The following is a 26,532-nucleotide window of genomic DNA, read 5'->3' as shown; positions in this document are numbered from 1 at the left end:
AGGCTGCGCGGGGACCCCCATGCCGACCATCGACCGTCGCCGTCTGCTGGCCGCCAGCGGGGCCCTTGGCCTGAGCCTGGCCGCGCGGTCGGCGGCTGCGGCGAGCGCCGCCCCGCCAGCCCCGGTGGCGCGCGTGGAAGTGGTCAAGGACAACTATTTCGGCGAGACGCTCGAGGATCCCTATCGCTGGATGGAGAACGACAAGGATCCCGACTGGCTGCCGTTCCTGAAGGGCCAGAACGCCCACGCCCGGGCGATCCTCGACGCCATTCCCGGCCGCGACCGCCTCTTGGCGCGCATCCAGCAGCTGTCCGGCGACACCGCGGTCACCGCCGCCGTGCAGCGGGCGGGCGGCAAGCTGTTCTACCAGCAGCGGCCGGCGGGGGCCGACAACTTCAAGCTCTTCGTGCGCGAAGCCGGCGCTGACCGGGTGCTGGTGGACCCGACTCGGCTTTCCGGCGCGGCCGGGCACATGTCGCTCGACTGGTGGCGCGCCTCGCCCGACGGGACGCACGTGGTCTACGGCCTGTCCAAGGACGGCAGCGAGGACTCGGTGCTGCACGTCCTGACCGTGGCGGACGGAACGGACCTGGCAGAGCGGATCGCCAATACCGAGGCGGCCAACCCCTCCTGGCTCGATGACGGCACGGGGTTCTTCTACAACCAGCTGACCGGGGCGGTGGACACCCCGGAGCGCTATCTGGACAGCCAGGCGCGGTTTCACCGCCTGGGGACCGATCCGGCCGCCGATCCGATCCTGATGAAGCGCGGCCTGGTGGCCGATGTGGCCTACGACAAGATCCAGGCGCCGGTGGTGGTGGCGGGCCGTGGGTCGCGCTACGCCATCCTGGTGCTGGGCGACGTGCGCCCGGAATCGCGGCTGCTGATCGCCCCGGTCGCCGACGCGATCACCGGCAAGGCCCGCTGGACGCCGATCGCCGGGTTCGAGGACGAGGTCACCGACTTCGACCTCTCCGGCGACACCCTCTACCTGCTGGCCAACCACGGGACCCCGCGCGGGCGGGTGGTGAAGACCTCGGCTTCGGCGCCGTCGCTCGCCGCGGCGACCGAGGTGGTCGCCCAGGGGCCGATCGTCGTCGAGGCGATCACCAGCGCCGCCGATGGCCTGTATCTGAAGATGATGGACGGCGGCGTCAGCCGCCTGCGCCGGCTGGGACCCGACGGCAAGGTCGCCGACGTCGCCATGCCGTTCGACGGGACCATCAGCACGCTGACGGCCGAACTGCGCGAACCGGGCGTGCTGATCGGCCTGACCGGCTGGCTGACGCCGGCGGGGATCTGGTCGGTGGCGGCGGACGGCAAGGTGGCGGACACCGGCCTGACGCCTCGCCCGGCGATCGACGTCTCGGCCTACGAGACGGTGCGCGGCTTCACCACCGCCCGCGACGGGACCAAGGTTCCCTACAGCCTGATCCACCGCAAGGGTCTGAAGCGCGACGGCTCGACCCCCGCCTGGATCTCGGCCTACGGCTCGTACGGCATGGCCGCCTACACCCCCGCCTTCGCCGGCCGGACCCTGGCGCTGGTCGATGCGGGCTTCATCGTCGGCTACGCCAACGTGCGCGGCGGCGGGGAGTACGGCCGCGAGTGGCACAAGGCCGGGCAGCTGGCGAACAAGCCCAACACCTGGCGCGACCTGATCGACGTCTGCCAGGACCTCTGCGCCCAGGGCTACACGGCGCCCGCCCGGCTGGCGATCGGCGGCCGCTCGGCAGGCGGCATCACCGTCGGCCGGGCGCTGACCGAGCGGCCGGACCTGTTCGCCGCGGTGATCGACGGCGTCGGCTGGTCCAACCCGCTGCGCTACGTCGCCGAGCAGAACGGCTATGGCGAGGAGCCGGAGTGGGGGGCGATCGCCGAGAAGGCCGGCTACGAGGCGCTGAAGGCGATCGACAGCTATCAGCACGTGCAGGACGGGGTGAACTATCCGGCCGTGCTGCTGACCACCGGGGTGACCGATCCGCGGGTCGCGCCGTTCCACGTGGCCAAGATGACCGCCCGCCTGCAGGCCGCCACGCGCTCTGGAAAACCGATTCTCCTGCGCGTGGACTACGACGCCGGGCACGGAATCGGCTCGACCCGGGCGCAGCAGGACCGGGAGGCGGCGGACACCTACGCCTTCCTGCTGTGGCGCACCGGGGTTGCGGGCTACCAGCCGGCCTGAAAGCTGTGGGCAAGCGGCGCGGCCAGGGAGCGATTAACCCTTCATTAACCATGCGCATCCGACTTTAACCGCGCGGAATTCCCCGACTTTTGGAGTCGAACATGAACGGCGCGGAGGTGCTGGACATCGGCCGTGACGCCATCTGGCTCACGCTCCAGCTGTGCGCGCCGATCCTGATCGTCGGCCTGGTGGTGGGGGTCGCCATCGGCCTGTTCCAGGCGCTGACCCAGATCCAGGAGGCGACATTGATCTACGCCCCCAAGATCGTCGCCATCTTCGTCTCCCTGCTCATCTTCCTGCCCTTCATGGGCGCCCTGATGAGCGCCTTCATGCGCCACATCGCCGCCCGCATCGCGGGCCTCTAGGGAAGGCCCCCGGTGGAGCACTACGCCACCGCCCAGCAGGTCTACGTGGTCGCCCTGGTATTCGCCCGGGTCGGGGCCATGGTGATGACCATCCCGGGCCTCGGCGAGCAGCCGGCGCCGGCGCAGATCCGCCTGAGCTTCGCCCTGCTGCTGGCCCTGGTGGTGGCCCCCGTCGCGGCGCCGCACCTGGGCGCCCTGCCGGACACCGTCGGCGGCCTGGCCGGGGCGGTGCTGAAGGAGGTGATCCTGGGGCTGATGATCGGCGCCATCCTGCGCATGTTCCTGGGCGCCCTGGCGGCGGCCGGCGAGATCATGGCCATCCAGACCAGCCTGTCGTTCGCCCAGACCGCGGACCCGACCCAGGCGGCCAACGGCTCGACCCTGGCGACCTTCCTGTCGCTGCTGGGCGTGATCCTGGTGATGTCCACCGACCTGCATCACATGTTCATCGGCGCGATCGCCCATTCCTATGTGCTGTTCCCGGTCGGCAAGCCCGTGCCGGTGCACGACGCGGCGAACCTGGCGATCAGCACCTTTTCCGGCAGCTTCGCCCTGGGCGTGCAGCTTTCGGCGCCGATCCTGGTGTTCGCCCTGGTGTTCAACGTCGCCACCGGCCTGATCGGCCGGGCGATGCCGCAGTTCCAGATCTTCTTCGCCGCCACCCCGCTGCAGGTGCTGCTGGGGCTCTCGATCTTCGCCCTCAGCCTGGGCGTGATCGGCATGGTGTGGGTCTCGCGCTACCGCGAGCTCCTGGCCAACTTCACCTGAGGGGAAGATGGCCGAGGACACCGAAAACGAGTCCAAGACAGAAGAGGCCACCGGCCGGCGCCTGGAGGAGGCGCGCAAGCAGGGCGACGTGCCGAAATCCCCCGAACTGTCCCAGGCGGCGGGCCTGCTGGGCGGCTTCACCGTGCTGGTGGGCATGGGCGGCTATCTCGCCCAGGACATGGCGGTCAGGCTGACCCCGTTCTTCGCCCATCCCGACAGTATCGCCCTGGACGGGCAGGGGGGCGTCGGCGTGGCCCGCTACGCCATCATGACCGCCATGCCGGCGATGGCCGCCGTGATGGGCGCGGCGCTGGTCTGCGGGGTCGCGGCCAACGTGCTGCAGACCGGCTTCATGTTCGTGCCCTCGAAACTGGCGCCGGACTTCTCGCGCCTGGACCTGATGAAGGGCCTGCAGCGCCTGTTCGGCCTCGACGGCTTCATCCAGTTCCTGCGCGCGGCGGCCAAGGTGCTGCTGACCGGGCTGATCGCCGGCATGGTGCTTTGGCCGCGGGCCAAGGAATTCGGCATGCTGGCCACGCTCGATCCGATGGCCATCCTTCCCTACGCCCTGGACATGGCCAAGCGCCTGTTCATCGCGGTGATGGTGTTCACCGCCGGGGTCGCCGGCATCGACTACATCTGGCAGCGCATCCGCTTCGCCCAGAAGATGCGCATGACCAAGGAAGAGGTGAAGGAAGACTTCAAGCAGACCGAGGGCGACCCGCACGTCAAGGCCAAGCAGCGGCAGATCCGCATCGAGCGCTCGCGCCGGCGGATGATGGCGGCGGTGCCCAAGGCCACCGTGGTGGTGATGAACCCGACCCACTATGCCGTGGCGCTGCGCTACGTGCAGGGCGAGACCCCGGCGCCGGAATGCGTGGCCAAGGGCGTCGATGCGGTGGCGCTGAAAATCCGTGAGGTCGCCGAGGAGGCGAATGTGCCAGTGATCGAGGATCCGCCGCTGGCCCGCGCCCTGTACGCCACCGTCGAAGTCGACGAGATCATTCCGCAACAGCACTACGAAGCCGTGGCCAAGATCATCGGCTTCATTCTCGCCGCCGCAAAGTCGCCAAAGCGCGCGCGGCAACTCTAGGGGCTATAGTCCAAAGGTGATTCGGTGAGCGTTGAACCTCAAGTCCCTGGAATGGAGCCCGGCTTCACCTTGGCCGAGTCGCGCCCTCAGATGCGCAAAGGCGGGGCCGACCCGCTGCTGATCGCCGCCGCGGTGTTCTTCCTGCTGGCCGTGGGCTTTTGCGCCGTCACCGCCTTCAACGCCGGCGCGGGCTCGGCGGCAGGCCTGTTGCTGCTCACGGGCCTCGCGGGCGTCACCTTCATCGCCCTGATCGCCCTGCGCAGCGCCGCGCGCCAGGGGCCGGCCGCCGGCGCCGAGGAACTGGCCGACCTGGTCGGCGCCCTGGATGAACCGGCCTGCGTCTGCGGCGCGGACGGCCTGATCGCCGCCTCCAACGCCGCTTGGCGCGACAGCGTCGGCGCCGCGCGACGGTTGCCCAAGAACGGCAGCGGCCTGTTCACGGCCCTGTCCGATGCGCGCCGCGGCGGTCGCGGCCGCGGGGCCATGAGGACCACGCGCGCCGAGCGGTCTGCGGCGATCACCCTGATCGGCCAGGATCGCTTCCTGCTGCGCCTGGCGCCGGTGGCCGAGGCCGCCGCGCCAGCGCCCGCCGCCGCGGCGCCGGTCAACCTTGGCCATACGCCGGCGGCGCTGGACGCCTTCGCCTCCGCCTCGCCCTTCGGCGCCGCGCTGATCGACGGGACTGACGCCTTCGCCGCGCCGATCCTGGAGGCCAATTCCGCCCTCGCGGCCATCGCCGGCGAGGGGGCCGTGCCGGGCGCCACGCTGGGCGCCCTCCTCAGCGCCGAGACCGTGGCCGAAGTCGCCGCCAGCCTCGCCGCCGGCCGGCAGGGCCCGTTCGAGGTCAAGCCGGCGTCGCAGCCGGATGTGACGGCCAGCCTCTACCTGGCGCCGGCGGGGGGCCGCACCGTCGCCTATCTGGTGGACGTCACCGAGCAGAAGAAGCTGCAGCTGCAGCTGGCCCAGCGCAACAAGATGGAGGCCATCGGCCAGCTGGCCGGCGGCGTCGCCCACGACTTCAACAACCTGCTGACGGCCATCCAGCTGCGCCTCGACGAGCTGCTGCTGCGCCACCCGCTGGGGGATCCGTCCTACGACGGGCTTTCGGAGATCCGCCAGACGGCGGTGCGCGCGGCCGATCTGGTGCGCCAGCTGCTGACCTTCTCGCGCAAGGCCACCGTGCAGCGCGTGACCCTCGACCTGGGCGAGATGGTGTCCAACTTCCAGGTGCTGCTGCGGCGGCTGCTGCGCGAGGACGTCAAGCTGGAGACCGACTACGGCCTCAACCTGCCGCTGGTGCGGGCCGACAAGGCCCAGCTCGAGAACGCGGTGATGAACCTGGTGGTCAACGCCCGCGACGCCGTGCACGCCAACGGCGGGGGCACGGTGCGCCTGCGCACCGCCCGGGTCAGCGAGGCCGAGGCCCAGGCCCTGGGCTACGCCGGCGCGCCGATGGGCGAGATGGCGATGATCGAGGTGGCCGACGACGGCCCCGGCATCCCGCCCGAGGTGATCGGCAACATCTTCGAGCCGTTCTTCACCACCAAGGCGGTGGGCGAGGGGACCGGGCTGGGCCTGGCCACCGTCTACGGGATCGTCAAGCAGTCGGACGGCTGGATTTCGGTGCAGTCGCGTTTCGGCCACGGCGCGGCGTTCCGCATCTTCCTGCCGGTCTACACGCCGCCGATCCTGCCCGAGGCGCCGGTGCTGGCGCCCAAGCCCAAGGTCGCCGCCCGCGACCTCTCCGGCGCCGGGCGCATCCTGTTCGTCGAGGACGAGGAGGCCGTGCGCGGCATCGCCGCCCGGCTGCTGCGCGCCCGCGGCTACGAGGTGATCGAGGCCGCCGACGGCGAGGAGGCGCTGGAACTGGCCGAGGCGAACGCCGGGACCATCGACCTGATGATCTCGGACGTGATCATGCCCGGCATCGATGGGCCGACCCTGCTGAAGAAGGCCCGCGGCTTCCTGGGCACGGCGCCGGTGATGTTCATCTCCGGCTATGCGGAATCGGAGTTCTCCGACCTGCTGGAAGGCGAGACCGGGGTCTCGTTCCTGCCCAAGCCGATCGACATCAAGACCCTGGCCGAACGCGTCAAGCAGCAGCTGCAGGGCCTGGGCTAGGCGCACAGGGTGGCTGGATGTCGCGCCGGGTGCAGGGCGTGAACTGCTGCGAACGGGCGAAGCGTGGCCGTTGCAGGGTGGCAATCGCCGGTGCGCCGCAACATTCGACCCTTACGGCGATTTAATCCGCCAAAGCTTGCCGCCCGGTGTGGCCGGCAATACCCCTGACCACCTTGGCGTCAACCTGGGAGTGAATGGGTGGCCGATCGACGTGAGTTCCTGATGGGCGCCGCCGCGGCGGGGCTGGCCGTGGGCCTGCCGGCGAGCGGGCTGGCCGATGCGCCGGCCGACGCCGGCTTCGAGCGGATGATGGACGACTTCGCCCATCGCGACCTGATGCGCTCGCCGGAGACCGCCACCAGCCTCGGACTCGACACCGGCGACCTGGCGGGGCTGCGGGCCAGGCTCGCCGACCGCTCGATCGCCTCCGTGGCCGCCGACGCCGCCGAGAACGCCCGCCGGGTGGCGGCGCTGAAGGGCGTCGATCGCGCGGCGCTGAGCGCTTCCAACCAGGTCGGCTACGACATGCTGTGGTTCGTCTATGACCAGCGCGCCCGCGCGGACAAGGCGATCCCGTACGGCTCCGGCGGCGACGGCGCGCCCTATGTGCTGTCGCAGCTGACCGGCGCCTACCAGGGCATGCCGGACTTCCTCGACAACCAGCACCCGATCGAGACCACGGCCGACGCCGAAGCCTATCTCGCCCGCCTGGACGCCCTGGCCGTCGCCTTCGACCAGGAGACCGAGATGGCCCGCCGGGACGCCGGCCTGGGCGTGATCCCGCCGGACTTCGTGCTCGACAAGGCCCTGCCGCAGATGAAGGCGCTGCATGACGTGGCGCCGGACGCCTCCAGCCTGGTCGCCTCGCTGGTGCGGCGCGCCCGGGACAAGGGCCTGGCCGGCGACTGGCAGGCGCGGGGGGCGGCGATCTTCCGCGACCGGCTGCAGCCGGCCCTGGCCCGGCAGATCGCGCTGGTGGAAGCCTGGCGGCCCAAGGCCAGCCACGACGCCGGGGTCTGGCGGCTGCCGCAGGGCGAGGCCTACTACGCGCTCTCGCTGCGCGACGGCACGACCACCGACCTGTCGCCCGAGGAGGTGCACCAGACCGGCCTCGACCTCGCCCGCTCGCTCAGCGCCGAGATCGACGCCATCCTCAAGGCCCAGGGGATGACCCAGGGCCCGGTGGGCGCGCGCATCCACGCCCTCTACCAGGACCCGAAGTTCCGCTACCCCAACACCGACGAGGCCAAGGAGAAGCTGCTGGCCGACCTCAACCGCCAGGTCGAGGCGATGCAGGCGCGCCTGCCCAAATACTTCGGCGCGTTGCCCAAGGCGCCGCTGCAGATCAAGCGGGTGCCCAAGTTCATCGAGGTCGGGGCGCCGGGCGGCTACTACAACCAGGGCAGCCTGGATGGGAAACGGCCGGGCATCTACTGGATCAACCTGCGCGACACGGCGGAGGTCCCGACCTGGACCCTGCCGACCCTGACCTATCACGAGGGTATCCCCGGCCATCACCTGCAGCTGTCGCTGCAGCAGGAGGCCAGCCTGCCGCTGATCCGCAAGATGAACTTCTTCTCGTCCTACGGCGAGGGCTGGGCGCTCTACGCCGAGCAGCTGGCCGACGAGATGGAGGTCTATGCCGACGATCCGTTCGGCCGGGTGGGCTATCTGCAGTCGGCCCTGTTCCGCGCCTGCCGGCTGGTGGTCGACACCGGCCTGCACCACAAGCGCTGGAGCCGCGAAAAGGCGATCCAGTGGATGGCCGACACCGACGGCGACCAGGTCTCGGCGGTGACCACCGAGGTGGAGCGCTACTGCGTCTGGCCGGGCCAGGCGTGCAGCTACATGATCGGCCGCAACACCTGGAACCGGCTGCGGGCCAAGGCGAAGACGGCGCTCGGCCCGCGCTTCGACATCCGCCGCTTCCACGACGCCGGCCTGCTGGCCGGGGCCGTGCCGCTGACGGTGCTGGAAACCCAGATCGACGGCTGGCTGAAGGGGCAGGGGGCCTGACGTCGAAGCCGTTGCCAGCGCGCTCCGGCTTCCCTCATTCTGTCATCCCGGAATCTGCGCAGCAGATATCCGGGACCGCCGGAAACGCTGGCGAAGGCCCCGCGGGGAACCGCCAGTGCTCGCCGTGGTCCCGGATATCCGCTGCGCAGATTCCGGGATGACAGAGGTGTGGGAGAGCCGAGCGCGCCGTCGACCGCCCCTTGGCCCTCACCCCCAGGAGCTGACCACGCCCTTGCGCCGCGCGGCGGAGGCGTGGCTGATCGGCGGTTGCGGGGTGGGGGAGGCGGCGCCGTAGAGCCAGCCCTGGGCGTAGTCGACGCCGGCCGAGCGCACCGCCTGGGCGGCGGTCTGGGTCTCGACCATCTCGGCCAGGGTCTTGACCTTCAGCTCGCGGCACATGTTGACCAACTGGCGGATGAACAGGGTCTCGCGCCCGCCCTGCTGCAGCTCGCGGATGTAGCGGCCGTCGATCTTCACCAGGTCCAGGCGCAGGTTCTGCAGGTACGCCAGGGACGCCGCGCCGGAGCCGAAGTCGTCCAGGCAGACCTCGCCCCCACCCTGGCGTAGCACCTGGATGTGGCGGTCGGCCAGGGCCAGGTCCTCGATCGCGGCGCTCTCGGTGACCTCGTACATCAGCCGCGGGCGCAGCGCGGGCTGGGCGGACAGGATGCGCTCGACGGCGGCGACGTAGGTCTCGCTGACGATGCTGCGTCCGGAAACGTTCACCGCCAGCCGCAGCTTCGGATCGCGGGCCAGCTCGCCGCAGGCGCGCTCGAGGATCGCCAGGTCCAGGCTCTCGATCAGGTCGAGCTCCTCGGCCATGCGGATCATCGGGAACGGGCTGGCGCTGTCGCCGAAGCGGACCAGCACCTCGTGGTGATGCAGCTCGCCGCTCTCCAGGCTGACCACCGGCTGGTAGACGAGGCTGAACTGGCGGTTGGCCACCGCAGAGCCGAGGGCGCTGGCCTTTTCCAGCGTGTGGCGCACGGACTCCTCGACGGCGTCGGTCAGGGTGCTCAGCTGGGTCGCCGCCACGCCGTCGCGCTGGAAGTCATCCATGGCGTAGCGGATGGCGCGCGCCACCTTGTTCGGGGCCAGATCGCCGTCCACCGCCAGGCTGCGCGCGGCCACGCGCACCTCGCCCAGCTCGGCGCCCAGGGCGATCAGGCGGCTGACCCGGTTGCTCAGCGCTTCGGCCGACTCGCCGGCGTTGCGCAGCAGGGCGAAGCGGTCGTCGCCGAGGTCGGCCGCGGCCGCGCCGCCATGCGACTGGGCGCGCAGGGCGCCGTGCAGCCGGGTCTGGAAGGTGCGGGCGCTCTCCGGCGACATGGTCCGGGTGGCGCGGCTCAGGCCGTCCATCTCCAGGAACGCCAGTTCAAGGTCCTCGCCGCCGGTGCGCGCGCTCTCGATCAGGCTCTTGGTGATGGTCTCGAACGCGTCGCGGTCCAGCAGGCCGTCGCTGGGCGCGCCGGCGATCGGGCGCGCACGGGTGAGGGCGCAGGAGACAACGCCCTCGTTCTGCGGCAGGCGGCAGACCGAGATGCTGAAGGCGCGGGCCGGGCCGTCGGCGCGGCGGGTCAGGCGGGCCAGCACCGGACCCTGGCGGGCGCCGTCCTCGAGACCGGCGAACAGCGCCTCGATCAGCGGCTGGTCGGCCAGGTCGACGAAGTCGCGCCACGACTGGCCCATCAGCGCGCGCTCGGACGATCCGGTCAGGGTGTTGGCGGCGCCGATCGCGAAGCTGATCCGCTCGTCCGGCGCGATCTCCACCAGCAGATCGGCGCTGGCGAAGGCGAAGCCGAGAAATCGATGCGGCGCAAAGCTCAAGAGGCCCCTCCAGGCGCCACGTTTGCGACAGACTGTAACGGATGCGGCTTAATTCGGGGTTTAGGCGCCCGGCGCGCCGCTTGGCGCCAGGGACGGCAGAACCCAGATTGGGCGCCATAAGCAACCGCCCGAATCGATCATGCGAGAACGCCATACCGCGCGGGTCATCCTGCTGGACGCCGACGACCGCATCCTGCTGATGAAGGGCCGCCTGCCCAGCGACCCGGGGGCGCCCGGCGCGTGGTTCACCGTCGGCGGCGGGCTGGAGGCCGGCGAGAGCGTGCTCGAAGCCGCCGCCCGCGAGATCGCCGAGGAGACCGGCTTCACCGACGCCGTCCTGGGGCCGGTGGTCTGGTACGGCGAGGGGATCGTCTACGACCGCAAGCGTCGTCCGCTCGTCTTGAAGGCCAGCTATGTGGTCGCCCGGTGCGCGGGGGGCGAGCCGTCCCGCGCCGGCTGGCAGCCGCTGGAGAGCGAACTGGTGGACGACATCCGGTGGTGGACGCTGGCGGACTTGCGGGCCTGCGCCGACGACATCTATCCGGACACCCTGCTGGAACTGCTGCCCGACGTGATGGCGGGCCGCTATCCGGCGGAGCCGCTGACCGTGTTCGTCGCCGAACGCCAGCCCCTGACCGAGGATCCCGCATGACCCCCTTGCTCGCCGCCGCCGTCGTGCTGGCCGCCGGTTGCGACCTGGAGAGACCGTCCGAGGCCCCCGGGTGTCGCCGCGCGGTGATCGACCGGACGGTGCGGATGAACCAGGTGCAGGCGCTGGGCACCCACAACAGCTACAAGCGGGCCATCGCCCCCAGCGAGATGGCGCTGCTGAAGACCACTGCGCCGAAGAGCGCCTATGGCCTGGACTACGCCCACCCGCCGCTGTCGCAGCAACTCGACGCCGGCGCCCGGGCGCTGGAACTGGACGTGCTCTACGACCCCGACGGCGGGCGCTACGCCGACCCGATGCTGCCGCGGGTGGTGCGCCAGTCCGGCCAGGCCACCGACCCCTACGACGCCGCGCCGATGCGACGGCCGGGGCTGAAGGTGCTGCACGTGCAGGACATCGACTACCGCAGCAACTGCGCCCTGTTTGTCGATTGCCTGAAGGAGATCCAGGCCTGGTCGCGGGCGCACCCCGACCACCTGCCGATCCTGATCACGATGAACCTCAAGGACGACGACGTGAAGGCGCCGGGCACGGTCCACGCGCTGAAGTTCGACGCCCGGGCGATGGACTCCATCGACGCCGAGATCCGCTCGGTGTTCGGCCCTGGCGAACTGATCACCCCAGACGACGTGCAGGGCCGCGCGCCCACCCTGCGCCAGGCCGTCCGCCGCCATGGCTGGCCGCGGCTGGGCGAGGCCCGGGGCAAGGTGTTCTTCGCCATGGACGAGGACGAGCCCAAGCTGGCGGTCTATCGCGGCGCGCGCCGCTCGCTGGAGGGGCGGGTGCTGTTCGTCAACACCACCGAGGCCTCGCCGGCCTCGGCCTACATCACCCTCAACGAGCCGCTGCAGCAGGCCGCCCGCATCCGCGCCGACGTCGCCGCCGGGCTGATTGTGCGCACCCGCGCCGACGCCGACACCGTCGAGGCCCGCAACAACGACACCCGCCGGCGCGAGGCCGCCTTCGCCTCCGGCGCGCAATTCGTGTCGACCGACTATATGCATGCCGATCAACGCTTTAGCGGCTACAGCGTAAGTATGCCGGGCGGTGTGGTGGGGCGTCTCGACCCGCTTCCGGCCGGTCCTCCGCCGCCCCGCTGAGCGGGCCGCGGCGCATCCAAAGCCGCCAAGCCGCGTTTGTGGCCCAGGGACAAATGTTTCTGGAGATACACACATGGCAAGGCACGCTCTCATTGCCGCCGCTGTTGCGGTCGCCGCGCTGACGCCGGCCATCGCCTCGGCGCAGAACGTCTGTGAACAGCGCAAGTCCGAACAGCGCGTCGGCGGCACCCTGCTGGGCGCCGGCGTCGGCGCCCTGATCGGCAGTCAGCTGGCTGGTCACGATTCTCGTGGCACCGGCGCCGTACTCGGCGCGGTCGGCGGCGGCATCATCGGCAACCAGGCCTCGAAGTCGAACCGCGACTGCTCGGGCTACGGCTACTACGACGGTAGCGGCGTCTGGCACGCCAACGTCAGCGGCTACTACGACCGCCAGGGCCACTGGATCGCGGCCAACGGCGGCGGCTACTACGACGCCAACGGCGTGTGGCGCACCCGCGGCCCCGGCTACATGGACTCCGACGGCTATTGGGTGGCCGACAACAACGCGCGCGCGCCGCAGCCCGCCTATGGCGCGCCGGCCTATGCGGGAAGCTACGGCGCCGACGTCGCCTACACCTCGCCGCGCTACGGCATCCGCCAGCGCGAGGACTGGCTGGACCGGCAGATCAGCGCCGGCGAGCAGGACGCTTCGCTGACGCCGCGGGAGTCGCGCAGCGTGCGCCGCGACCTGGCCGACATCCGCCGTCGCGAGGAGGCCTATCGCCGGCCGGACGGCACCCTGCGCGACCGGGACCGCGACTACCTGCAGTCGCGCCTGGATTCGCTGTCTGACCGCATCCGCGACCTTCGCGACAACGATCGTCGCGGCGCCTACTGACGCCTGACCGGGCCTTGAATGGCCTCTGGGGATCGCGCGCGGCGGCGTTTCGCCGCGCGCGGCTTCCCGCCTTCGCCACGGCTCAGATTCGTAACCAATTGGTCAACTTTGCCGGGTCAAATCAGCGTTAACGGTTTCGCGCCGAACGGATTGATTTGCATGGCTTTCGCGGCCGATCGCTTGCACTGGCCGGGGGAGGGCGGGGACGCCCCGGCGCAGCGCCGTCCGCACGGGCGTCTGACCGACGAGCCGATGATGAGTGTGCTGGCGCGTATCGCCGGGGAAACCGGCGCCCAACCGATGCGCATGATGCGCGAGTTCGCCGCCCTGTCGTTCGGCCCCGGCAAGATCAGCTTCAGCGACTACGTGCGGCTGCGGCTGTTCGACGACGCCTTCTGGGCCGGCGCCGACAAGCGCGGCGTGGCCGGCCGCCGCCGCGCCGCCGAGATCATGGCCCAGGCCAACCACGCCGACGGCCACGGCCTGGCCGCCAATCGCCTGGCCGCCCGCGCCTATCTCTCCGCCTTCGGCTTTCCCATGCCCCCGGCCGCCGCCATCTTCGCCCAGGATCTGGCCGCGCCGGGCGGGGCCCTGTTGCGCACCCGCGAGCAGCTGCGCGAATTCCTGGCCGACCCGTCGGTCTATCCGCTGATCGGCCGGCCGGTGCAGGCGCCGGCCGGCGTCGGCGAAGCGGTGCTGATGGGCGTCAACGCCGACAGCGACCGCTTGATCGGGCCGCCCGGACGCCCCTCGGTCGACCTCGACGGCTTCATCGAGCATGTCAGCGAGAACTACGCCGGCGGCTATCTGTTCGAGCGCCGCCCCTCGCCGCACGCCGCCTGGGCCAGGGCTCTCGGCGGCCACGCCCTGACCGTGCGCCTGATCACCGTGATGACCGACCAGGGCGCGCGGCCGTTCCGCCTGTGCGCCACCGCCGCGACCGCCGACGGCGGCGAGATCCTGCTGCGGCTGGACCCGCGCACCGGCGCGGTGATCGGCGCCAGCCAGGGCGCGGGCCTGGACTATCGCGCCCTGGATCGCCATCCGCAGACCGGCGCCGTGCTGACCGGCCGGGCGATCGCCGACTGGCCGGTGATGCGGGCCATGGCGCTTGAGGCCTCGCGCCTGCTGGCGCCGCTGTCGCTGATCGGCTGGGAGATCGCGCCCACCGACCAAGGGCCGGTGATCCTGGGCGTCGACGAGGCGCCGGACCTCGCGCCGCACCAGCTGGCCGATCGCCGCGGCGTGCTCACCGCCGACTTCCAGGCCTTCGTCGCCGCCCGCCGCGAGGCCCTGGCCGAGGCCGAGCAGCTGCGCCTGGAAGCCTGAGCCGGCTCCTCTCGCGCAGCCGTCCCGGCGCCGCCCTCGGGCGCGGCCGGTTCGTTCAACGGCCGCGGGAACTTCCTCTCCCGCAGCGCCTTTCTCCAGACACCGCCAGAGCTGGAGAAGGCCATGACCAACCCAACGCCGAACCAACCGTCGCCGGACACCGCCAAGCCGGCGGGCGCGGACAAGGGCGCCGGCGGCCCGGACGTGCAGGGCGAGGGCGACTACGAGGCCGCGCGCAAGTTCGACCGCGAGGAACGCAGCTTCGTCGAGTCCGGCAAGGTCGAGGCCGGCGCCAAGGCCGCCAAGGACGCCCTCGACGGCCCGGAAGGCGCCGACCTGGAAGCCGCCCGCCACGCCGCCGCCCGCGGCGAGACGCTCAAGAAACCCTGAGATTTCCGACCGATGCCGAGCCCGGCCCGGCGCGGAACCCATCCGCGCCGGCGTTGATATATCGGCTGCGACAATCCCGGACGCACCGCCTGATCCAGGCGTGAGAACATCTTGCGAACCTGGAACAAACACGGTACGAATTTCCCATCAGCGGGGGGCTTCGGCGCAGGACGTCGGGACCGCCGTCCGGTTGGCGGAATCATGGGATAAGGGCGGATTGGCAATGAGCAGCACGACGGCGGCGTTAAGACTGGTGGGCAAGGAAGAAGGCGACAAGCAGCGGGCGCTCGAGGCGGCCATGGCGCAGATCGATCGCGCCTTCGGCAAGGGCTCGGTCATGCGCCTGGGCGAGAAGAACAAGAACCTCGACATCCAGGCGGTGTCGACCGGTTCGCTGGGGCTGGACATCGCCCTGGGCATCGGCGGCCTGCCCAAGGGCCGGATCGTCGAGATCTACGGGCCGGAAAGCTCGGGCAAGACGACGCTGGCGCTGCATGTGGTGGCCGAGATCCAGAAGGCCGGCGGCACCGCCGCCTTCGTCGACGCCGAGCATGCGCTGGATCCGTCCTACGCCCACAAGCTGGGGGTGAACCTCGACGACCTGCTGGTGTCGCAGCCGGACACCGGCGAACAGGCGCTGGAGATCACCGACACCCTGGTGCGCTCGGGCGCGGTGGACATCGTGGTCATCGACTCGGTGGCGGCGCTGACCCCGCGGGCCGAGATCGAGGGCGAGATGGGCGACAGCCTGCCGGGCCTGCAGGCGCGCCTGATGAGCCAGGCGCTGCGCAAGCTCACCGCCTCGATCTCCAAGACCCATACCCTGGTGATCTTCATCAACCAGATCCGCATGAAGATCGGGGTGATGTACGGCAGTCCGGAAACGACTACCGGCGGCAACGCGCTGAAGTTCTATGCCTCGGTGCGCCTCGACATCCGCCGCACCGGCTCGGTGAAGGTGCGCGACGAGATCATCGGCAACAATGTCCGCGTGAAGGTGGTGAAGAACAAGGTGGCCCCGCCGTTCCGCGAGGTCGAGTTCGACATCATGTACGGCCAGGGCATCTCCAAGCTGGGCGAGATCATCGACCTGGGCGTCAAGGCCGGGGTGGTCGACAAGTCCGGCGCCTGGTTCTCCTGGAACAGCCAGCGCATCGGCCAGGGCCGCGACAACGCCCGCGAGTTCCTGAAGAACAATCCGGACATCGCCGCCCAGATCGAGGCTCAGGTGCGCGGCGCCGGGTCGAAGATCGAGGAAGAACTTCTGGTCGGCGGCCCCGAGCCGGGCGACGAGGAATAGGCGCCTCGTTCCTGGCCCTGGTTCCCCTGTCCTCGACGGGGGACCGGGGCGGGCGGCTCTGCAAACAAGCTTGGGCGGAATTCCCGCCTTCGGTGAACCGGCTGGCGCGCCCACCGCGCCCGGCCCCAAAAGCGGGTCGAGGAAAAGTGGACCCGGTTTTCCGCCCGCGACCCGCCTTGGCTATTTGGAATTGATCACTTGGCCTTTGGACAGGTCCAAAGGCCAAGTGATCGATGGAGCGCCGCGCCTTCATCCCCATCTCGGCTTCCCCAAGCGACGAGATTCGAAGGCCGGCTTGCGTGACGCGGCCGGACCGCCCGGACGGCCCCGCCAACCCGTCGCCCGCGGCGACCCCGCCCGGTCGCGTCACGCATATTCCCTCCACGACCTCTGGCCACGATCTCCGGCCACGATCCCGGCCACGATCCTGGCCGCTGCGTCGGGCGGCCGGCGGCGGCGATCCCGGCCTGAGGCCCTGGGGATCGGCGGAGCCCGCCTCAGAGGCTGTCGGACCCGCGTGCGGGCTCTCCCATGGCCGCCGCCCCGAACCCCGCCCACCGGGCATGCGTTGCGCGGGGACGCGCGGAACCGGCGATGGCTTTCGCTTTGTGGCGCGCGGGCGAGATGTTAGACGGCGCCCGATATCCAAACCGGTCGGAGGCAGCTCCCGCCGACAGATGCAAGTGAAGTCCGATGCCGACCTTGAACGACATCCGCAAACAGTTCCTCGGGTACTTCGCGGAGAACGGCCATACCGCCGTGCAGTCCGCCCCGCTGGTGCCGCAGAGCGATCCGACCCTGCTGTTCGTCAACGCCGGCATGGTGCCGTTCAAGAACTTCTTCACCGGCGCCGAGACGCCGGCCTGGCCGCGCGCCGCCTCGTCGCAGAAGTGCGTGCGCGCGGGCGGCAAGCACAACGACCTGGACAACGTCGGCTACACCACCCGCCACCAGACCTTCTTCGAGATGCTGGGGAACTTCTCGTTCGGCGACTATTTCAAGGAACACGCCATCGAGCTGGCGTGGGGCCTGATCAACAAGGGCTTCGGCCTGCCGAAGGAGCGGCTGCTGGTCACCGTCTACGCCGAGGACGAGGAAGCGCCGGAACTGTGGAAGAAGATCGCCGGCTTCTCGGACGACCGCATCATCCGCATCGCCACCTCGGACAATTTCTGGTCGATGGGCGACACCGGCCCGTGCGGTCCGTGCTCCGAGATCTTCTACGACCACGGTCCTGAGATCGCCGGCGGCCCGCCCGGCTCGCCGGACGAGGACGGCGATCGCTTCGTCGAGTTCTGGAACCTGGTGTTCATGCAGTTCGAGCAGTCGGCGGACGGCAGCCGGGTGAGCCTGCCCAAGCCGTCGATCGACACCGGCATGGGCCTGGAGCGGCTGACCACCATCCTGCAGGGCGTGCACTCCAACTACGACACCGACCTGTTCCGCACCCTGATCGCCGCCTCGGTCGACCTCACGGGCGTGAAGGCCGAGGGCGACAGCGCCCCGTCGCACCGGGTGATCGCCGACCACCTGCGCTCCACCAGCTTCCTGATCGCCGACGGGGTGTCGCCCTCCAATGAGGGGCGCGGCTACGTGCTGCGCCGGATCATGCGCCGGGCGATGCGGCACGCGCACCTGCTGGGCGCCAAGGAGCCGCTGATGCACCGGCTGGTCCCGGCCCTGGTGACGGAAATGGGCGAGGCCTATCCGGAGCTGCGCCGCGCCGAGGCGGTGATCAGCGAGACCCTGCGCCAGGAGGAGGTGCGCTTCCGCGCCACCCTGGGCCGCGGCATGAGCCTGCTGGACGAGGCGACCGCGGGCCTTGGCGAAGGCCAGGTGCTGTCCGGCGAGACCGCCTTCAAGCTCTACGACACCTATGGCTTCCCGCTGGACCTGACCCAGGACGCGGTGCGGGCCAAGGGGCTGACGGTGGACCTGGCCGGCTTCGACGCGGCGATGGAACGCCAGCGCGAGATGGGCCGCGAGAACTGGACCGGCTCGGGCCAGAAGGCCGAGGGCGCGCTGTGGTTCGCCCTGCGCGACCGGCTGGGGCCGACGGTGTTCACCGGCTACGAGTCGGTGGAAGGCCTGGCCGAAGCGCTGGCGATCGTCGCCGACGGCCGGGAAGTGGACGCGGCCGAGGCCGGGCAGACGGTGCTGGTGCTGTTCGACCAGACCCCGTTCTACGCCGAGAGCGGCGGCCAGGCCGGCGACCAGGGCGAGATCGAGTGGACCGGCGGCCGCGGCGAGGTGCTCGACGTGCAGAAGGAAGCCGGCGACCTCAACGCCCATGTGGTGAAGATCGTCGAGGGCCGGCTGGAGGCCGGGACCCGCGCGCGCCTGGCGGTGGACGCCGAGCGGCGCGCCCGCACCCGCCTGAACCATTCCGCGGCGCACCTGGCGCACGCGGCGCTGAAGCATGTGCTGGGCCCGCACGTGGCGCAGAAGGGCCAGCTGGTGGATGGCGAGCGCATGCGCTTCGACTTCAGCCACGGCGCGCCGCTGACCGCCGAGGAGCTCGACCGCATCGAGGCCGAGGTCAATGCGGTGATCCGCCAGAACGTGCCGGCCGACACCCGCGAGATGGCCCCGCAGGCGGCGATCGAGGCCGGGGCGGTGGCGCTGTTCGGCGAGAAGTACGGCGACTCCGTGCGCGTGCTGACCCTCGGCCGCGCGCTGCAGGGCGACGGCGCCTATTCGGTGGAGCTGTGCGGCGGCACCCACGTGGCGCGCACCGGCGACATCGCGCTGTTCAAGATCGTCTCCGAGCAGGGCATCGCCGCGGGCGTGCGCCGCATCGAGGCGCTGACCGGCGAGGCGGCGCGCCGCTACCTGCTGGATCAGGCGGCGGTGGCCAAGGGCCTCGCGGACCAGTTCAAGACCCCCGTGGCCGAGGTGCAGGGCCGGGTCGACGCGCTGAGCGCCCATGCCCGCAAGCTGGAACGCGACCTCGCCGAGGCGCGAAAGCAGCTCGCCCTGGGCGGCGGCGGCGCCGGCGGTGGCGCGGTGGAGGACGTCGGCGGCGTGAAGTTCGACGGCCGTGTGGTCGAGGGCGTCTCGCCCAAGGACATGCGTCCGCTGGTCGACGAGGCGCGCAAGCGCCTGGGCCAGGGCGGGGTCGTGGCCTACGCCGTGGTCAACGAGGGCAAGGCCTCGATCGCCGTGGCCATCACCGCCGACCTGGTCGGCCGCTTCGACGCCGCCGCCCTGGCGCGCGCGGCGGTGACGGCGATGGGCGGGCAGGGCGCGGGCGGCAAGCCCGACTTCGCCCAGGGCGGCGCCCCGGACGGGGCCAAGGCGGCCGACGGCGTGGCGGCGGTCAAGGCCGCCCTGGCCGGCTGACCGGGGCGGCTGACGGACGCCGACGGGCGCGGGTGCGCCGCACCGGCCCACGCCAGGTCCTGGGCGCCTTCGGCCTCGCGCCGACGAGCGTGCGGCGGATCAGCGGGCGGGCGAACATCCACTGGCGGGTGCGCGCGGGCGGCGCGGTGTTCGTGCTGCGCCGCTTCGCCGACGGACCGCAGGCGGACGCCTCCGCGGCCTGGGAACAAGAACTGGTCAGCGACCTGCGCGGCGCCGGCTGCCCGGCGCCGGAGGCGCTGGAGCCGCCCCGGCGGATCGGCGATGGCCTATGGCTGCTGATGCGACATATCGAGGGCCGCCGGGGACCTCAGTCCGGCGTTTCCACGGACGACTATCGCGCCCTGGGCGGCCAGCTGGCCGACCTGCACGCCCTTTCGGAACGTCTGCCACCAAGGGCGCAGCGGCCCGGCTGGAGCGACTTCACCGACGCCGGCCAGCCGGTGGCGGGAGGCGACGTCGACCGCGAGGGCCTGCTGAAGGATTTGCGGCATGCGGCGCCGCAGGCGGCCGGGCCGATCGAGGCGGCGCTGGCGGCCTACGCGGCCCGTGACCTGCCCAGCCGCTTCGCCGGCGCGCCGCAGATCGCTGTGCACGGCGACTTCGCGCCCTGGAACATCATCCGCCGCGGCGGCAGCCTGGCCGGCCTGATCGACTTCGAGATGGCCCACCTGGACGTCGCCGCCGCCGACCTGGCGATGAGCCGCCGCGGCTATCACGACGCCGTGGTGGAGGGCTATTGCGCGCGCCGTCCGCTGCCCGCGGCGCAGCTTGCGGCGCTGGACGCCCTGTGGACCGGCTCGCTGCTGTTCGGGCTCTGGCGGATGCTGCAGGCCTGGCGGCGTGACGACCGTGCCCGACCCGCCGACCTCGCCTGGCATCTGGAGCAACTGCGCAAGACCCGGCCGTATCAGGGCTGAGCCACTGTTCGCCCTCCCCCTTGTGGGGAGGGACAGCCCGCGCAGCGGGCAGGGTGGGGGTCAGTTTCGGCTTCACAGGCCAGTCTCGTCGGCCGGCGCACGCCGTCTCACTTCCCCACCCTGATCGCTTCGCGATCTTCCCTCCCCATGAAGGGGAGGGTGGGCGATCTTCCCTCCCCATGAAGGGGGGGGCCAAAAAAGCTCGAAAAGCCTGGCCATGCCGCGAGGACTTGCCCCGCGGTGGGCGGCGGCGTAGGCGGATCGTCCCCTGCTGGAGTCCGCGTCATGTCCCTGTCCCGCCGTCACTTCCTGCTCGCCTCGGCCGCCGCCGGCCTGGCGCCCGCCCTGGGCGCGCGGGCGCAGACCTCCGCCGGCGATCCCAGGCTGGACGCCCTGTTCGCCGGCTTCGTCGAGCAGATGCTGGCGGAAAGCCCCGAGACGGCCACCAGCCTCGGCCTGGACCAGGGCGCGCGCGCGGGCCTGAAGCGACGGCTGGCGGACCGGTCGATCGCCGGGGCCGGGCGGCTGGCCGCCGAGACGAAAGGCCGCCTCAAGGCGCTGGAGGCCTTCGACGTTGCCGGCCTGGGCGAACAGGCGCGGCTGAACCGCGATGTCGCGCTCTATGCCCACCGCCTGGGCGTCGACGGGGCGCGGTTCGTCTATGGCGACAACACCCTGGCCTCGGCGATGAACGAGAACGCCGGCCCGTACCTGGTCAGCCAGCAGACCGGGGCGTTCGCCGCCGTGCCGGAGATGCTGGACGCCCAGCACGGCGTGTCGAGCGCGGAGGACGCCGAGGCGTGGCTGGCGCGGCTGGAGGCGCTGGGCGCGGCGCTCGACCAGGAGACCGAGCGGGTGCGCCGCGACGCCGGCCTGGGCGTGGCGCCGCCGCGGTTCATCCTGGACACGGCGCTGGGCCAGATGACCGCCTTCCGCGCGACCCCGGCGGTCCGCTCGCGGCTGAGCACCGCGCTTGGCCGCAAGGCCGCCGCCGCCAGCCTGGCCGGCGACTGGGCCGGCCGCGCCGCACGCCTGACGGACGAGCGCGTCTATCCGGCGCTGCAGCGGCAGATCGAGACCCTGACCGCCCTGTGCGACAAGGCCGGCGACGAGGCCGGAGTGTGGCGCCTGCCGGACGGGGAGGCCTACTACGCCTGGCTGCTGAAGGTGGGGACCAGCACCGCGATGACCGCCGACCAGGTGCACCAGATGGGCCTGGACCAGGTGGCCGAGATCACCGCGCGCATGGATGGGCTGCTGAAGGCGCAGGGCCTGACCCAGGGCGGCGTCGGCGAGCGGGTGACCGCCCTGGCGCACGATCCGCGCTTTGTGTTCGCCGACGACGACCAGGGGCGGGCGCAGATCCTGGACTATCTCAACGGCCGCATCGCCGCCGTCCGGCCGCTGCTGCCGCGGGCGTTCCGCACCACCAACCGCGCCGATGTGGTGGTCAAGCGCGTGCCGCCGGACATCGAGGCCGGGCAGGGGCTGGGCTACATGAACGGCGGATCGATGGATGGGTCGCGGCCGGCGATCTACTATATCAACCTCAAGGACACGGCGATGTGGCCGCGCTGGAAGCTGCCCACCCTGACCTATCACGAGACCATCCCCGGCCACGTCTGGCAGGGCGCCTACATCACCGAGCGCCACCTGTTCCCGCTGATCGACAGCTTCTGGGGCTTCAACGCCTATGTGGAGGGCTGGGCGCTGTATGCCGAGCAGCTGGCCGACGAGATGGGCCTCTACGACGACGATCCGTTCGGCCGCATCGGCTACCTGCAGGCCCAGCAGTTCCGGGCCAGCCGGCTGGTGGTCGACACCGGCATGCACGCCAAACGCTGGACCCGCGAACAGGCGATCGCCTGGCTGCGCGAGCACACCGGCTACGGTCGGCCCGAGGCGCAGAGCGAGATCGACCGCTACATCTCCACGCCCGGCCAGGCCTGCGGCTACAAGGTCGGCCACAGCGAGCTGAACCGCCAGCGCGACCGGGCCAAGGCGGCGCTGGGCGCGCGGTTCGACCTGCGCGACTTCAACGACGCCGTGGTGCTGTGCGGCGGGGTCCCACTGCAGCTGATGGACGGGGTGATCGATCGCTACATCGCCCACGCCAAATCCGCCTGAGGGACAGCCTGAGGCGTTTCAGCGCTGCTGACACGGCGCGACAACTGCCGCAACCCGGCAGGATGGGGGCGTAAGCCGGCCTTACGGCGCTCGCCAGGCGGGCGCGGCAAGGAGAATCGCCATGGGCGAGGCGCCCCACAGAGTGCGCGGCTTCCGGCCGGAGGCGGGCTGGAAGCCAGACCCGCCGCTGCCGCGGTCCGGCGTGCAGCTGGATCCGCCGTCGGGCGCGGCGACCGACTTCGACTTCCTGATGGGTGACTGGCGGGTGGCCAATCGCAGGCTCAAGGTCCGTTGGACCCGGCGCCCGGAGTGGGAGCGCTTCGAATCCCGCTCACGCTGCGAGCCGCGCCTGGGCGGGCTGTCGAACGTCGAGGAGATCGTGTTCGACGACCATGCCGGCATGGCCGTGCGCCTGTTCGACCCGGCGATGGCGCGCTGGTCGATCTACTGGATCTCCAGCCGCGACGGGCGGCTGCAGCCGCCGGTGCACGGCGGCTTCGAGGGCGACGAGGGGGAGTTCCGCGGCGAGGACATCGACGACGGCCGCTTCATCCTGGTGCGCTTCCGCTGGTCCAAGGCCGGCCCCGCCGGCGGTCCGCGCTGGCAGCAGGCCTTCTCGCAGGACGGCCATGCCTGGGAAACCAACTGGGTGATGGACTTCACCCGGGTCTGACCCTCGGGGCGGGGCCGAGCGATGGGATCATCCCGCTTGACCGGATGATCGCGCCTCCCGATGACAGGCCTTCGCCGTCAGTCGCCGCTCACGAGGTCGCCGCATGAAGTCCGCCATCCTGGCCCTCGGGCTCGCCGCCGCCCTGGCCGGAGGGGGCGTCGCCGCCGCCCAGCCGACCCACGTGATGGTGCGCGCCCAGGCTCTGGACGCCAAGTTCATCGGCGACCACGTCGGCGGCGTGCGGATCGTCCTGCGCGACGCCCGCACGGGTCGGGTGCTGGCCCGGGGCCTGACCCGCGGCGGCACGGGGGACACCACGCGGATCATGAAGACGCCGGTCGCGCGCGGCGATCATCTGGCGGACGGCTCGACCGCGGGGTTCGACGCCGTGCTCGACCTCGACCGTCCGACCCTGGTCCGGGCCGAGGCCACCGGACCGATCGGCCGACCGGGGTCTCAGATCGAGGTGAGCTCCAGCCTGTGGGTGATTCCTGGCCGCGACGTCACCGGCGATGGCTGGGTGTTGAGCTTCCCGGGCCTGGTGGTCGAGCCGCCGCGGGTCCGCGCGGAAGCGGCGGGGCTGCGGGTGGACGCCAAGGTCTCGCCGATGTGCGGCTGTCCCATCGAGCCGGGCGGCCTGTGGGACGCCGGCGGCTATACGGTCGAGGCCTTCGTGCTGCGCGGCGAGCAGGTGGTTTCGCGCACGCCGCTGGCCTACGCCGGGAGCGCCGGAGAGTTCACCGGGCTCGCGCCGGCGATCGGCCCCGCCGCGCCGCGCGGGCGGCTGACGCTGCGGCTGGTAGCGACCGACGCGAGGACCCCGAACGCCGGCGTCTGGGAAGGGCCGCTGCCAGCGCGCTAGAGCTGAGCCGCGGCGGCGCCGGCGGATGATGGCGGCGGCGCCGCTAACCCCTGTCATCCCGGAATTCGCCCAGCGAATATCCGGGACCGCGGCAAGCGTTGAGCTCGCAGCCGAGGTGGATGGATCAGCATTTCCGGCGGTCCCGGATAGCCGCTGACGCGTCTTCCGGGATGAAAGAGTTGGGGGCGCGCGCCCTTACGCCCCCAGCGCCTTGTCCAGGTTCTCGGCGACCTTGTCGAGGAAGCCTTCGGTCGTCAGCCAGCCCTGGTGGTCGCCGACCAGCAGCGCCAGGTCCTTGGTCATGAAGCCGGCCTCGACGGTATCGACGCAGACCTTTTCCAGGGTCTCGGCGAAGCGGTCGAGCTCGGCGTTGTCGTCGAGCTTGGCGCGGTGCTTCAGGCCGCGGGTCCAGGCGAAGATCGAGGCGATCGAGTTGGTCGAGGTGCTCTCGCCGCGCTGGTGCTGGCGGTAGTGGCGGGTGACGGTGCCGTGGGCGGCCTCGGCTTCCACCGTCTTGCCGTCGGGGGTCATCAGCACCGAGGTCATCAGGCCCAGCGAGCCGAAGCCCTGGGCGATCTCGTCCGACTGCACGTCGCCGTCGTAGTTCTTGGTCGCCCAGACGAAGCCGCCGGACCACTTCAGGGCGCTGGCCACCATGTCGTCGATCAGGCGGTGTTCGTAGGTGATCGATGCCGCCTTGAACTGGTCGGCGAACTCTTCCTCGAAGATGCGCTGGAAGATGTCCTTGAAGCGCCCGTCATAGGCCTTGAGGATGGTGTTCTTGGTCGACAGATAGACCGGGTACTTGCGGTTCAGGCCGTAGGTCAGGCTGGCGCGCGCGAACTCCTCGATCGACTCATCGAGGTTGTACATGGCCATGGCGACGCCGGAGCCCGGATAGTCGAACACCTCGTGCTCGATCTTCTGGCCGTCATTGCCCTCCCACTTGATGGTCATCTTGCCGGGACCGGGGATCAGGAAGTCGGTGGCGCGGTACTGGTCGCCGAAGGCGTGGCGGCCGACGATGATCGGCTGCGTCCAGCCGGGGATCAGGCGCGGCACGTTCTTGCAGATGATCGGCTCGCGGAACACCACGCCGCCGAGGATGTTGCGGATGGTCCCGTTGGGGGACTTCCACATCTTCTTGAGATTGAATTCCTTCACCCGGGCTTCGTCCGGGGTGATCGTGGCGCACTTGACGCCCACGCCCCACTTCTTGATCGCCTCGGCCGCATCAACCGTGACCTTGTCGTCGGTGGCGTCGCGATGCTCCATGCCCAGGTCGTAGTAGTCGAGCTGGATGTCGAGGAAGGGCAGGATCAGCTTGTCTTTGATCAGCTTCCAGATGATGCGGGTCATCTCGTCGCCGTCGAGATCGGCGACCGGATTTGCGACCTTGATCTTGGCCATGTTTCGGGGCGGCTCCGTATTGAGCGGGCGTATGGGGAGGGCGCACCGGCTGGGCGCCGGAAGCCTGCGTTTGGCCAGGGCTATAGAGGCTAAATCGGCGGCGGGAAAGCCGCCGCGACGTCATCGGTGAAGCCTCAGACTCCGATGGCCCTGGCCATCAGGCGACCGGTGTCAGCGAACAGCTGCGCGCGCTGGGTCTCCGAGGCGGTGGACCCCGCCAGCAGCGCCGTGACGGCGAAGCGGCGGCCGTCCTTCAGCGTCAGCAGGCCGGCGTCGCCCTGGATCGGCGTGTAGCCGAGGTCGCTGCGCGGGTCGGCGGCCTTGTGCGCCCAGGCAGCGCCCTTCGGCCAGGCGACACCCAACGGCCCCACCGCGCCCAGCGCCGGCGCCATCAGCCGCAGAATCAGGTCGCTGGAGGCGCGCGACAGCAGGTCGCCGTTCCAGAGGCGGTAGATCAGGCCGATCAGCGCCTGCGCCGAAGCGGTGTCCTGCGGATCGGCGACATAGGCTTCCATGGCCTTCTGCCGGTCGTTTACGGGCACGGCGCGAAGCGCCTGCTCGAACAGGGGCGCGGCGCGCCATTCCGGCCGGAACGACGGCAGGCCGGACATCTGCACGCCGGTCTCGCGGGCGTAGCGATCCACCCGCAGGCCCGTCAGCCCCTTGTCGTGCAGCCACGCGTTCACCGCCCCGGGACCGCCGGCGCGGCCCAGAAGCACGTCGCTGGCGGTGGAGTCGCCATACTGCAGCGCCAGGGTCAGCAGGTCCTGGACGGTGATGTTCATGGCGAAGTTCGCCGGCATCGAACGCCAGGACTGATCGATGACGCTGGGCGGCGGCGCCAGGTCGGCCTTGCGCACCGTCAGCTTGTCGGTCAGCGCCAGCTTGTGCTCGTCCGCCAGAGACAGCAGGGCGGCGGCGATGGGCAGGGCGGCGAGGCCGCCGAGCGGGAAGGGCGCCTCGCCGTTGGCGTACCACACCTTCTGGGTCTTCAGTTCCATCACCCCGATGGCGAAGGCGGCGGGCCGCGCCCGCGCGATCAGAGCCGGCGCATCCTTGTCCAGCACCTTGGGATCGAAGCGGGCCGGGCCCAGGACGGGATGGTGGCACGCCGAGAGGGCGGCCGCGAAGCCCAGCAACAGATGACGACGGTCTGGCGACATGCCGGACGGAACTCC

Annotated in this window: 20 protein-coding genes; 17 read left to right on the top strand and 3 right to left on the bottom strand. The window is 71.0% G+C overall.

Annotated elements, in window-relative coordinates; genetic code table 11:
• The first annotated feature begins 19 nt into the window (after nucleotides 1-19).
• From ACO2Q3_RS01850 to ACO2Q3_RS01825, 6 genes are all read left to right on the top strand, one after another.
• Nucleotides 20-2,185, top strand: a complete 2,166-nt coding sequence (locus ACO2Q3_RS01850) for a prolyl oligopeptidase family serine peptidase (protein ID WP_423304683.1) — start codon at nucleotides 20-22, stop codon at nucleotides 2,183-2,185.
• A 101-nt stretch (nucleotides 2,186-2,286) separates the two neighbouring features.
• Entirely contained in the window at nucleotides 2,287-2,550 is a 264-nt protein-coding gene (gene fliQ / locus ACO2Q3_RS01845) for a flagellar biosynthesis protein FliQ (protein WP_423304682.1), read from the top strand.
• A 12-nt stretch (nucleotides 2,551-2,562) separates the two neighbouring features.
• On the top strand, nucleotides 2,563-3,318 hold the full coding sequence (gene fliR / locus ACO2Q3_RS01840) for a flagellar biosynthetic protein FliR (RefSeq protein WP_423304680.1): 756 nt from the start codon (nucleotides 2,563-2,565) through the stop codon (nucleotides 3,316-3,318).
• Between the two features lie 7 nt (nucleotides 3,319-3,325).
• Nucleotides 3,326-4,411 carry a flagellar biosynthesis protein FlhB gene (gene flhB, locus ACO2Q3_RS01835; RefSeq protein ID WP_423304679.1) on the top strand — a complete coding sequence of 362 codons (1,086 nt, stop codon included), beginning with the start codon at nucleotides 3,326-3,328 and terminating at the stop codon, nucleotides 4,409-4,411.
• 51 nt (nucleotides 4,412-4,462) lie between these two features.
• Complete coding sequence (cckA, locus tag ACO2Q3_RS01830; RefSeq protein ID WP_423304677.1) at nucleotides 4,463-6,532, top strand: cell cycle histidine kinase CckA; 2,070 nt, start codon at nucleotides 4,463-4,465, stop codon at nucleotides 6,530-6,532.
• Nucleotides 6,533-6,730: 198 nt separating this feature from the next.
• Nucleotides 6,731-8,548 (top strand): DUF885 domain-containing protein, encoded by a 1,818-nt coding sequence (locus tag ACO2Q3_RS01825; RefSeq protein WP_423304676.1) that lies wholly within the window; start codon nucleotides 6,731-6,733, stop codon nucleotides 8,546-8,548.
• A gap of 207 nt (nucleotides 8,549-8,755) precedes the next feature.
• Here ACO2Q3_RS01825 and ACO2Q3_RS01820 read toward each other — a convergent pair whose 3' ends face one another.
• The gene (locus ACO2Q3_RS01820; protein ID WP_423304675.1) at nucleotides 8,756-10,375 is read right to left on the bottom strand and encodes an EAL domain-containing protein; all 1,620 of its coding nucleotides are present in this window, start codon (nucleotides 10,373-10,375) and stop codon (nucleotides 8,756-8,758) included.
• A gap of 139 nt (nucleotides 10,376-10,514) precedes the next feature.
• Here ACO2Q3_RS01820 and ACO2Q3_RS01815 point away from each other — a divergent pair, with 139 nt between their 5' ends.
• The 11 genes from ACO2Q3_RS01815 to ACO2Q3_RS01765 all read left to right on the top strand — a co-directional run bounded on the left by ACO2Q3_RS01815 (nucleotide 10,515) and on the right by ACO2Q3_RS01765 (nucleotide 23,944).
• Nucleotides 10,515-11,027: an NUDIX domain-containing protein gene (locus ACO2Q3_RS01815; protein ID WP_423304674.1), complete on the top strand. Its 513-nt coding sequence runs from the start codon at nucleotides 10,515-10,517 to the stop codon at nucleotides 11,025-11,027.
• A complete protein-coding gene (locus ACO2Q3_RS01810) occupies nucleotides 11,024-12,145 on the top strand; it encodes a phosphatidylinositol-specific phospholipase C1-like protein (protein ID WP_423304673.1) in 1,122 nt (373 codons plus the stop codon). The genes ACO2Q3_RS01815 and ACO2Q3_RS01810 overlap by 4 nt, the downstream gene beginning before the upstream one ends.
• Nucleotides 12,146-12,218: 73 nt before the next feature.
• A complete protein-coding gene (locus ACO2Q3_RS01805; RefSeq protein ID WP_423304672.1) occupies nucleotides 12,219-12,983 on the top strand; it encodes a glycine zipper 2TM domain-containing protein in 765 nt (254 codons plus the stop codon).
• 159 nt (nucleotides 12,984-13,142) lie between these two features.
• Complete coding sequence (locus tag ACO2Q3_RS01800; protein ID WP_423304671.1) at nucleotides 13,143-14,312, top strand: sugar-transfer associated ATP-grasp domain-containing protein; 1,170 nt, start codon at nucleotides 13,143-13,145, stop codon at nucleotides 14,310-14,312.
• 123 nt (nucleotides 14,313-14,435) lie between these two features.
• Nucleotides 14,436-14,702 (top strand): hypothetical protein, encoded by a 267-nt coding sequence (locus ACO2Q3_RS01795; protein WP_423304670.1) that lies wholly within the window; start codon nucleotides 14,436-14,438, stop codon nucleotides 14,700-14,702.
• 223 nt (nucleotides 14,703-14,925) lie between these two features.
• Nucleotides 14,926-16,002, top strand: a complete 1,077-nt coding sequence (recA, locus tag ACO2Q3_RS01790; RefSeq protein WP_423304669.1) for a recombinase RecA — start codon at nucleotides 14,926-14,928, stop codon at nucleotides 16,000-16,002.
• A gap of 693 nt (nucleotides 16,003-16,695) precedes the next feature.
• Entirely contained in the window at nucleotides 16,696-19,344 is a 2,649-nt protein-coding gene (gene alaS, locus ACO2Q3_RS01785) for an alanine--tRNA ligase (RefSeq protein ID WP_423304668.1), read from the top strand.
• Between the two features lie 32 nt (nucleotides 19,345-19,376).
• Nucleotides 19,377-20,282, top strand: coding sequence for a phosphotransferase enzyme family protein (locus ACO2Q3_RS01780; protein ID WP_423304667.1), 906 nt, complete (start codon nucleotides 19,377-19,379; stop codon nucleotides 20,280-20,282).
• 285 nt (nucleotides 20,283-20,567) lie between these two features.
• A complete protein-coding gene (locus ACO2Q3_RS01775) occupies nucleotides 20,568-22,409 on the top strand; it encodes a DUF885 domain-containing protein (RefSeq protein WP_423304665.1) in 1,842 nt (613 codons plus the stop codon).
• Between the two features lie 121 nt (nucleotides 22,410-22,530).
• Entirely contained in the window at nucleotides 22,531-23,082 is a 552-nt protein-coding gene (locus ACO2Q3_RS01770) for a DUF1579 domain-containing protein (protein WP_423304664.1), read from the top strand.
• 103 nt (nucleotides 23,083-23,185) lie between these two features.
• Nucleotides 23,186-23,944: a hypothetical protein gene (locus tag ACO2Q3_RS01765; protein WP_423304663.1), complete on the top strand. Its 759-nt coding sequence runs from the start codon at nucleotides 23,186-23,188 to the stop codon at nucleotides 23,942-23,944.
• 195 nt (nucleotides 23,945-24,139) lie between these two features.
• Here the strand turns inward: ACO2Q3_RS01765 and ACO2Q3_RS01760 are convergent, their stop codons facing one another.
• The gene (locus ACO2Q3_RS01760) at nucleotides 24,140-25,354 is read right to left on the bottom strand and encodes an NADP-dependent isocitrate dehydrogenase (protein ID WP_423304662.1); all 1,215 of its coding nucleotides are present in this window, start codon (nucleotides 25,352-25,354) and stop codon (nucleotides 24,140-24,142) included.
• Nucleotides 25,355-25,488: 134 nt separating this feature from the next.
• Complete coding sequence (locus ACO2Q3_RS01755) at nucleotides 25,489-26,517, bottom strand: serine hydrolase (protein WP_423304661.1); 1,029 nt, start codon at nucleotides 26,515-26,517, stop codon at nucleotides 25,489-25,491.
• Nucleotides 26,518-26,532 lie beyond the last annotated feature (15 nt).

It is taken from the genome of Caulobacter sp. KR2-114, from assembly GCF_049446115.1.
Lineage (GTDB): Bacteria > Pseudomonadota > Alphaproteobacteria > Caulobacterales > Caulobacteraceae > Acaudatibacter.
Note: the sequence above shows the minus strand (reverse complement) of the source record. Positions and strands in the feature narration are given on the sequence as shown.